Genomic DNA, 7,668 nt, shown 5'->3' with positions numbered 1-7,668 from the left:
GCAAACGCGATTAGCTTCGCATAAATAAGTGAGATATTTTAGTTTTTACGTGTTTTGTTTCATATTTGCTAATATGTCTTCACCCGATAGCCAGTACTTTTTTCACATATTTAACCAACCTTGCGTCAAAAATGTGACTAGTGGTATTGCTTATTGTCGGCGGAATCGCGAAGATAGCAATGATTTCATACTTATGTTACGCACTTCTTAAGTTTGTAAATATTTATAAATTAGTGTGCATTACCCAATTCGCATAGGGAGAGCTTGTTTAGCTGATAAAACAAGCAACATGGAGGCAAAATGAACACCGTAGATAAAGACCTTATTAAAAAAGCGTGTGAAATATTTTCGGTTCACTTTGGTGAAGTTAAATCCCGCTCTATGTTTGGCGGATTTGGTTTATACCAAGGTGATGTAATGTTTGCTGTTGTGTCTGAAGATCACCTTTATTTGCGTGCTTGCAATGGTTTAGAAGCGCGCTTTATTGCAAGAGGAATGACCCCTTTCGTTTATACCAAACGTGGTCGCCCAGTGATGCTGCGTTACTACAAAGTTGAGCAGGTAATGTGGGATAACCTTGATCAATTGGTTGTTATGGCAAATCAGGCACTCATTGGTGCCCGCAGTGACAAGCAAGAGAAAAAGGGAGGGGAAGCGAAGCGTTTAAAGGATTTACCTAATATGGGCTTATCAACAGAGCGTTTGTTGCGTAAAGCCGGTATTGGCTCTATTAGTGAGTTGCAAGCGCTAGGTGCAGTCGCGGCGTATGTAAAAGTTAAAGCGCAGTGTAGTGATGTTACTGAGAAACTGCTGTGGGCATTAGCGGGTGCGCTAGAAGGTTGTCATGCAGCGGCACTTTCACCTGTCATCAAAGATCAAATTACTGTTTCATTACGTGAAGCGTATGCCTTTAACACCACGGGGCGATAAGAGCATTCGTTTTTCGATATGGGTCACCGTGTAGCTCATGCAAGCCGCTTTATAATAGAGCAAGATTTTGCTTAAATTGTGGAGCGGTTTTATTTTGTTCGTATTTTAGTCAACGCTGTTTCAGAACGATACCCGTTTGACATCTTCGTCTAGCCTTCTTTCTTAACTTCCTTCCGTTTCTTGTTTCAGATTATTGGCAGTTCTCTGTCGGTATGTATGCATCTATACACTGTATATCCTCAATCTCTATCCTGTTATATAGTCAATACCACTATTTCTACTCTTTGCTATTTTTACGTGTGCTCTGTTTATGTTTTGTTTAACACTCTGTTGTTATCCATCAGGTAATCAGGCTGCGCTTGAGAGTAAGGTACAACTTAAGGTGTGGTTTTTTGCACCAAATCTGTGTGTTTTGAAGGAGTGATTGATGTCGTTAGTATGGCGTAGTTGTACATTTGAACAGTTAGATAATGTGGCGTTATACCAGCTGCTGCACCTTCGTGCCGAGGCATTTATTGTCGAGCAGGCATGTGCCTATCAGGATCTGGATGGGAAAGATCTGTACCCGGAAACCTATCATCTACTGGGCTATCAAAATAATGAGCTAGTGGTCTATTTGCGGGCGATGGCTCCGGGTATTGTCGATCCGGTTATGCCGGTGATTGGTCGTGTCATTACCCGCCAGTCACATCGTGGGCAGGGGTTGGGTCATCAGCTGATTGCTCAAGGGGTAAAACTTTGCTCACAGCTGTGGCCAGATCGCACGGTACACCTGAGTGCTCAGGCTCATTTGCAAGGTTATTATGGGCAGCATGGTTTTTTGCCAGCAGGTGAGCAATATCTGGAAGATGGCATCCCACACATTGGTATGAATAAGTCTGCATAGTGTGATTCTGGTGCTGTGCAATCATGCTTGTCTGCATAGTATGCATAAAAGCTGTGATCTAGATCTCTTTATGGCTTTATAAACTGCATAAGGCCATATAAAAAGTGTGATTTAGGACTCGACCAATTGATGCGAATCGCTATAATGGCGGCCACTTATTTGCATGGCAACTGGTTGCACACCACGAAAAGACTGACAACAGCGTCAGTTTTCGTGATAAACAGCAGGTTGCATCTGAGGCGGATAACCGCTCCTTAAGCAAGTAACAGGGTGCTAAGCGTTAGATGGCATACATTAAAAATTAACACGTCATCAGTTTTTGCTTGGTAAGCACTATTTTAAGGTGCTTACCCACCCACTCTACGGTGATCGGAACACATCACCGTCTGCAATTTAAGTCTCATTTCTGAGCGCATTCCAACGGATGGTTTCTCTCATACTGCTTTTACTTTTAAGCAGGGGATAGTTGCATGCATTTTTTAGTAGACCATCTTGCTGTTAGCCATTGAATTGAATCGTTTCAACCTGATGATTTACATGGTTATACAGACAGTTTTTATATTAATAATTTGAAGATAATCCTATGGATAACACAGTAGCAAAACAGCCATTAAAGGCTGACAACAGCAACGCATTGATGAAATGGAATAAAACAGACATCACATGGATGCTCGGTCTGTACGGTACAGCAGTCGGTGCTGGTACACTGTTCCTACCTATTGAGGCAGGTATTGGTGGTATCTGGCCTTTGCTGGTTATGACCATTTTGGCATTGCCGATGACATTTTTTGCTCATCGTGCACTATGCCGTTTCGTGCTGTCAGGTTCAGGTCAGCAGGGTGATGATATTACTGAAGTGGTAGAAGAGCACTTTGGTTCAAAAGCGGGTTATCTGATCACGTTTTTGTACTTCTTCGCGATTTACCCCATTTTGCTGGTTTACAGTGTGGCGATCACCAATACGGTAGAGAGCTTTATGCTGAATCAGTTGCACATGACACCTCCTCCACGCGCTATTTTATCTCTGGTGCTGATTGTTGGTTTAATGGCGATTGTTGGTTGTGGTGAGAAGCTGATCGTAAAAGCGATGAGTGTACTGGTATTCCCGTTTGTGGCAGTACTGGTGTTTATGTCTCTGTATCTGATCCCTGAGTGGAACACCTCTATTTTCCATTACGTGCCTGCTGGTGGGGATGGTGTTATTAATATTGCGAAAACATTGTGGCTGGTTATTCCAGTGATGGTGTTCTCTTTTAACCATTCACCGATTATCTCTTCGTTTGCGGTAGAGCAAAAGCAGCAATACGGCGCACTGGCAGATAAGAAAAGCTCACGCATTTTGCTGATGAGCCACATCATGATGGTGATCACCGTGATGTTCTTTGTGTTCAGTTGTGTACTGAGCTTATCACCGGCTGAGCTGGCACAGGCAAAAGCAGACAATATCTCAATTTTGTCTTATTTGGCTAACAAGTTCCATAATCCTGTGATTGCTTACTTAGCACCGATGATTGCTTTTGTAGCTATCACCAAATCTTTCTTAGGCCACTACTTGGGTACTCGTGAAGGTTTGAATGGTCTGGTACTGAAAGCGGCACGTAGTAAAGGTAAAACGGTACAAACCAAAACATTGAACCGTATTACTGCTGTTTTTATTCTGCTGACAACGTGGGGTATTGCAACATTGAACCCAAGCATTCTGCATATTATTGAGATGTTGGGTGGCCCGGTTATCGCGTTGCTGCTATTCATCATGCCGATGTATGCAGTACGTAAAGTACCAGCGATGAAAAAGTATGCCGGTTCACCGAGCAATATTTTTGTGACTTTGATTGGTTGTATCGCAATTTCAGCCATTTTCTATACGCTGTCTCATTAAGAGATAAACAGCCTGATTGAAACAATACGCTGTGTATAAAAAAAGGCGCTGATTTTTCAGCGCCTTTTTTATGCTTTTTTATAGGATACTTTATGTAATGAGATATCCCAGAAGTTATCTATTAACCGACAACGCCCGGTAATAGCCCGAATGATCCGGCAATTTGAATAGCAATAATGGCAATGCCTGAAGCGAACACAACGAAAATTCCGATAATGCCTCCGCTCACTTTATAGCTGTTTAAACCATATGTGTAGATTTGGTGGCTTGGTTTTAGGCTACGGCTTGAGGAAGTATCGCCTGAGTGACGGCGCATTTTCCACACCATAGCAGCAGGCAGTAACAAGGCCAGAATAGCCAGTGCAATGGCGGCATAGCCGAGTGCCATCACAAATCCCTGCGGATAGAAAAGTGCAAAGATAAGCGGAGGGATAAAAGTGATTAAGCCTGTTTGTAAGCGACCTGATGCATTGTCGCTGCGGCGGAATGCGTCTGCCAGAAAGTCAAACATGCCAAGAGTCACACCCAAAAATGAGGTGGCTAATGCCATATCAGCGAAAATGCGCACCGCAGCATCGACTTTTGGGTTGGCAACTACGTTATCTACAGCATGCATTAAACCGGCTAAACTTGGGTTCTCAGCTAAAATAGAGGTCATTTGTGCTTGGTTGATAGCACCATGTGTAGCAAGTTGCCACAAAATATAGGCAAACAATGGAATAGCACTGCCCAGTATCAGCACAAATTTTAGCTTTTTGGTGTCACCATTGAGGTAGCGTACGAGGCTAGGAATACTGCCATGAAAACCAAATGAGGTAAAAATTACCGGAATAGCCGATAAAATTAGCCCTTGCTCCAGTGGCATTGCCAATAAATTTGTTCCTTCTACGTGTGGTAACATGAGGAACAGCATCAGAATGAGCGCAATAACTTTCACGGTAAACAGCACACGGTTTAGTGCATCAACAGCCCGTGTGCTGATACATACCGCACCGCCAAGCAGAGCTGTAAACAACAAAGTACCTTGCAGTGGGCTGAAATCCCAGTGCAGCCAAAGCTTGAGATTGTTCGATAACTGGCCGCCACCTCCGGTGATATACGCGGCGATTAGCGCATACATTAAAAATGCCATACTGCTGCTGGCAATCCAGCGGCCAGCCGTCCCAAAGCACTGTTCTGCTAATGAGCCTAACCCTGCATCAGGTGCAGCATGCTGGTGAACTTCTAGCAGCATTAATGCGCTGTAGCAGGTGAGAGCCCACAAACCTAACATCATTATCAAGGTGGCAGTAAAGCCAATTCCGGCAGAGGCCAGTGGCATGGCCAGCATTCCTGCACCTATTGTCGTTCCGGCAACAATCAGAACGCTTCCTATAAAACGGTTTTTCACTTTGCGACCTCTTTTTCTTCCGGCATTAATTTTATATTTTATTTATCAGCAAGTTATTAACCGGCAACAGTAGGTAACAAGCCTGACGCTGAGGCTATCTGCACTGCAATAACAAAAAGCCCAAGTACTGCAACCAGTGCTAATCCGGCAGTTCCTCCCATAACCTGATAGGCATAGGGTTTTTGCTGTGCTTGTTGTCTGGCTTTTCTGACCATGGCAGCAGGTAACAACAGTGCTAGTATTGCCAACGGAATAGCCGCATAGCCAAGAGCTAAAATAAAGCCTTGCGGGTAGAATAATGCGAACAATACTGGGGGGATAAAGGTCAACAGCCCTGTTTGCATGCGCCCTGATGCCTGATTACTGCGGCGGCAGGCATCGGCCAGAAAATCAAACAGTGCCAGTGAAACGCCTAAAAATGAGGTAGCAAGTGCCATGTCGGCAAAAATACGGACGGCCAGATCAACGCGCGGGTTTTGAACTACCGAATCAACCGTTTCCATCAGCCCTGACAGGGTTGGGTTGACATCAATAATATGGGTGAATGCCTGCTGACTGATTGCACCATGAGTGGCGAGTTGCCAGAGAATATAGATCACCAGTGGAATGGCACTACCGGTAAGAAAAACAAAGCGTAATTTTGCCGCATCACCTTCTAGGTAGCGCACTAAACTGGTTGTACAGATATGAAAACCAAATGAGGTGAAAAATACCGGTAAAGCAGAGAGTAGTAGCATATTCTGAACGGGCATTGCGGTCAGGTTTTGTGCTTCAACATGGGGGATCAGGAGCAATAAAACCAGTGCTAGTGCAATCAGCTTAATGCTGAATAACACACGATTGCAGGAATCTACAAAACGTGTGCTGACACACACAGCGCCACCCAACAATACAGTAAACAGTAGCGTGCCTTGTGTCGGGGTTAGGGCCCAGCCAAACCAGCTGTTTATATTGTGAACCAGTTGGCTACCGCCACCGGTAATATAGGCGGCAGTCAGTGCATACATCAGAAATAACATGCTAAAACTGATTAACCAGCGGCCGGGTTTGCCTAGATAGCGTTCTGCCAGAGCGCTGAGAGCCGGCTCTTCTGGTGCAGATAAATGCACTTCAACCAGCATCAGCGCGCTATAGCTCATTAATGCCCATAATCCAATCATCATTGCTAGGGTGGGTAAAAAACCGATTCCCGCAGAAGCCAGTGGCATTGCTAACATTCCTGCACCTATCGTGATGCCTGCCACAATCAAAATACTACCTAAAACTCGGCTTTTCACTGATGACTCCCTCTGCCTATAAACATAACCGCGAGTATAAAATCCAATAATACATTCAGCGTCTGCTGTATTTAACCAACAGTTAACAATGTTTGATTATTTAATCTGATTATTTATCAAATAAACGAATGAATATTCTGCAGATTAAATAATAAGCCCATGGCTGTCAAACTCTGTTTGCAATGTAAACTTTTAATTACACCATTGGTGTTTCGAGCATAATCAGTGTGATAAATGGAGATATATTCAAAATAAGTGTAATTTTTAAATTACACTTTGCTGGTTTCCTCCTGTAATGTGGGCTGGAAACTGTATGAAAATATGGCAGACTTCGTTTTTGATCCAACAAATAGCAAAACGGAATTTTCTCTTTTTTATTAAATGGTTAAGATGTATGCATAGTGTAGAGTTCAGGCGAGGCGGGTCGTCTGCATCACATCAAGGAGACCCACATGAGTAAAGCATTGCGCGTTGAGATGATCAGCACCGGAGATGAAGTGCTACAGGGTGAGATAGTCGACACTAATGCAGCATGGCTGGCGCAACGGTTATCTCAAAGTGGCGTTCCGCTGACTTATCGGGCAACGGCAGGCGATAACCTTGAGAGCTTAGTTCGCTGTTTTACAGATCGCAGCATGCAAGCTGATATCATTATAGTGAACGGGGGTTTAGGGCCAACCAGTGATGATCTCTCTGCCGAGGCTGCCGCATATGCACTGAACCAGCGGTTAGTGGTCAATTTGGTGTGGTTAGATACATTGCAACAACGTTATGCTGCGTCAGGAAAAGTGATGCCTGAATCGAACAGCAAACAAGCACTATTGCCTGAATATGCCGAGATTATTGATAACCCTGTTGGTACGGCGTGCGGGTTTATGTTTAAGCTCAATGGCTGTTTATTCTTTTTTACCCCTGGCGTGCCATTTGAGTTTAAAGCGATGATTGATCAGCAAATTATTCCGCTGATTCAACAGCGCTTTACACTGCCTGCCGCGCCTATTTGTCTACGTATCACCTCATTTGGTTTAACGGAAAGCGGTATTGCCGATCGCCTTGCCATACTAAATGTTCCTGCTGGTGTAGTGATAGGCTACCGTTCGGCATTGCCGTTTATTGAAATTAAAGTGTCAGGGCCTGCTGAACTGCACAGTGATTTGCTTAAATTGATGAATCAGATTGCTGATATTTTGGAAGATAATATTGTTTTTTCGGGCAGCGGATCATTACCTGAACAGTTGGGTGATTTTTTAGCACTGAGTAAAATAACATTGTCTCTTTCTGAAACCTTTACCGGTGGGTTAGTGGC

The 7,668-nt window shown here is 43.9% G+C and carries 6 protein-coding genes; 4 read left to right on the top strand and 2 right to left on the bottom strand.

The features are described 5' to 3' along the window. The first annotated feature begins 300 nt into the window (after window positions 1–300). The 3 genes from ACRC27_RS07580 (at window position 301) to ACRC27_RS07570 (ending at window position 3,695) form a co-directional block, all read left to right on the top strand. Window positions 301–930 carry a TfoX/Sxy family DNA transformation protein gene (locus ACRC27_RS07580; RefSeq protein ID WP_438621878.1) on the top strand — a complete coding sequence of 210 codons (630 nt, stop codon included), beginning with the start codon at window positions 301–303 and terminating at the stop codon, window positions 928–930. A 427-nt stretch (window positions 931–1,357) separates the two neighbouring features. After that, a complete protein-coding gene (locus ACRC27_RS07575) occupies window positions 1,358–1,816 on the top strand; it encodes a GNAT family N-acetyltransferase (RefSeq protein ID WP_438621877.1) in 459 nt (152 codons plus the stop codon). A gap of 583 nt (window positions 1,817–2,399) precedes the next feature. Further along, window positions 2,400–3,695: an HAAAP family serine/threonine permease gene (locus ACRC27_RS07570; protein WP_438621876.1), complete on the top strand. Its 1,296-nt coding sequence runs from the start codon at window positions 2,400–2,402 to the stop codon at window positions 3,693–3,695. A 121-nt stretch (window positions 3,696–3,816) separates the two neighbouring features. On the opposite strand, the gene tyrP (ACRC27_RS07565) is transcribed toward ACRC27_RS07570, so the two are convergent. After that, window positions 3,817–5,085 carry a tyrosine transporter TyrP gene (gene tyrP / locus ACRC27_RS07565; RefSeq protein ID WP_438621875.1) on the bottom strand — a complete coding sequence of 423 codons (1,269 nt, stop codon included), beginning with the start codon at window positions 5,083–5,085 and terminating at the stop codon, window positions 3,817–3,819. Window positions 5,086–5,141: 56 nt separating this feature from the next. After that, complete coding sequence (gene tyrP, locus ACRC27_RS07560; RefSeq protein ID WP_438621874.1) at window positions 5,142–6,362, bottom strand: tyrosine transporter TyrP; 1,221 nt, start codon at window positions 6,360–6,362, stop codon at window positions 5,142–5,144. A gap of 452 nt (window positions 6,363–6,814) precedes the next feature. Here tyrP (ACRC27_RS07560) and ACRC27_RS07555 point away from each other — a divergent pair. Continuing rightward, window positions 6,815–7,668, top strand: an 854-nt coding sequence (locus ACRC27_RS07555; protein WP_438639567.1) for a CinA family nicotinamide mononucleotide deamidase-related protein, incomplete at its 3' end; no start/stop codon positions are given.

Origin of the sequence: Plesiomonas sp. (assembly GCF_051650925.1) — a bacterium.
GTDB lineage: Bacteria > Pseudomonadota > Gammaproteobacteria > Enterobacterales > CAMTGL01 > Plesiomonas.
The sequence above is the reverse complement of the archived record's forward strand: the minus strand, read 5'-3'. Positions and strand labels throughout refer to the sequence as shown.